The sequence below is a fragment of the Allopseudospirillum japonicum genome (assembly GCF_900108915.1).
Classification (GTDB): domain Bacteria; phylum Pseudomonadota; class Gammaproteobacteria; order Pseudomonadales; family Halomonadaceae; genus Pseudospirillum; species Pseudospirillum japonicum.
The window spans coordinates 1-1,963 of sequence record NZ_FNYH01000028.1; the positions used below are offsets into that span (position 1 = coordinate 1).

Here is a 1,963-nt window from a genome sequence, read left to right on the forward strand (position 1 = left end):
ATGTGAACTACTCGCAGCTAAAGCAGCGAGCTTCCAAGATAACGGCCTAAGCCGCTAACTTTTCTTTTTTGACGCTTCGTTGGACACCGCTAGTCGAGCTTTTGGCTCGGCTAGTCTTACGATTGCCTCCACGTCCACTATCTGACTTGAGTTGTAAAACCCCATCGTCAGACAACACCGTTCCAGTGTCTAAAATTAGATTTATAGCCCGTTTCTTAATGACCAATGATGCGTTGTTATCCGCATTGTCAGTATTGCCACAGTGACCGCACACAAAAACTGCTTGTGATTTTCGGTTATCGGGGTGAGTGTGATCGCACTTGGCACACTCCTGACTGGTGTAGGCTGCATTGACTTTGAATACGGCTTTGCCTGCTTGGTAAGCCTTGTATTGGGTGTAGGTTTCTATGATGTGCCAACCAACATTGAGGATAGACTTGTTTAGTCCTGCCTTTTGCTTGGCTTTGTTCGATATGTATCGACCTTGCTCGTCCTTCCTAGCCTTTGGCTTGCGCGTCATGATTGAGGTTTTAAGCACCTCAAATACAATAACCTTTGCCTTGCTATCGACTAATGAGCGGCTTGTCTTATGAGCAAAGTCATTACGGATATTCGCCTTTTTAGCATGGTGCGTAGCCATGCGATGCTTGGTTTTATTTCTTCGACTCGCGCCTTTTTGCTGGCGAGCTAACTGGCGTTGAAGTCGCTTAATGTAGCGATCAGCTTTGGTCATGTTCTTTTTCTGATTGTCGCAGAAGTCGAACATCATTGAGCCCGCGTGAACAGGGATAGCGACACCACGGTCTACACCAATCACGCTTTCTTCCAGAGACTCTTTGGTTGAACCTTGCAAAAAGGCTAAGTGTTCCGCACGACTTGATCGCCCACATTCACTTTTGCCATTCTCATAGCAGAAAGACACATAATATTGACCACGCTCTTTTCGCACATAAAGCGAGTTTGGGATCTCAAACGGGCGATGAGCCTTAAAGGATAAGTAACCCATATTATTAGTCTTGGTGCCGATGAACAGGCGTAAATTGCCATCTTCACAGCGGTCGAAGCGGAATACCTCACGGGTTAGATGGATACTGCCACGATCGGTCTTACGTTTGCGCTTTGGCCGTCCACACACGCCTTTGATGAACTTCTGGTAGGTTCGATACCAGTTAACTGCGCTATTTCTGATGATCTGACTAGGGCATTGATAGAGCCAAGGGGTTAATTCCTTCGACTTAAAGTGTGATGCTTTCTGATCAATAGGGGCATAAGTACCTATGGGGTAGTATTTACGCGCAAAAGTACGGTAATAATTTTCCTCATCGACTTTGGCATTCCAAATACTACGCGCACAGCCCATCCACTGGCTTAATACCAGTTTTTGATGCGATGTAGGATGAGCGCGTAGCTTGATGCCTGTTAGCATGATAGCCCCATGGGTTGTTATTCGTCGTCACTATTATTACACTTAACGGCAAACTGTCAATCTAGTCTGTGGGTAATATGTACGAGTGGAGAACTGGCAGAAGATGCCTTTTTAAGAATAACGCACATCTAGTATTTGTTACTAAATATCGCAAAGGTGTTTTCACCAAGGAGATGCTGGATAGAACCAAAGAGATAATGGAGGAAACTTGTCAGCAAATGGATTGCGAACTCTTAGAGTTTGGTGGTGAGCATGATCATGTTCATTTGATGGTATCTATTCACCCGAAAGTAGCTGTATCGAATTTGGTTGGTAAGCTCAAAGGAAAATCGTCATATATGCTCAGGCGTGAGTATTGGGAGCGCATAAAGACAATGCTTTGGGGTAATCACTTTTGGTCGCCTAGTTATTGTGTCGTGTCATGTGGTGGCGCGAGTTTGGATGTTGTTAAGCAGTACATCGAAAATCAAAATACACCGCCAAGTGAAAGAGCCGTTAAAACTTCTCGCGCTTTAAGTCAGATAAAAGACTAATTAC

General features: G+C 44.8%; 2 protein-coding genes. One reads left to right on the forward strand and one right to left on the reverse strand.

The window, feature by feature from the left end; genetic code table 11:
* Positions 1-46: 46 nt before the first annotated feature.
* Positions 47-1,426 carry an RNA-guided endonuclease InsQ/TnpB family protein gene (locus BMX05_RS12310; RefSeq protein ID WP_093312618.1) on the reverse strand — a complete coding sequence of 460 codons (1,380 nt, stop codon included), beginning with the start codon at positions 1,424-1,426 and terminating at the stop codon, positions 47-49.
* A gap of 77 nt (positions 1,427-1,503) precedes the next feature.
* On the opposite strand from BMX05_RS12310, the gene tnpA reads away from it, so the two are divergent.
* A complete protein-coding gene (gene tnpA, locus BMX05_RS12315; protein WP_177166906.1) occupies positions 1,504-1,959 on the forward strand; it encodes an IS200/IS605 family transposase in 456 nt (151 codons plus the stop codon).
* The last annotated feature ends 4 nt before the right edge of the window (positions 1,960-1,963 follow it).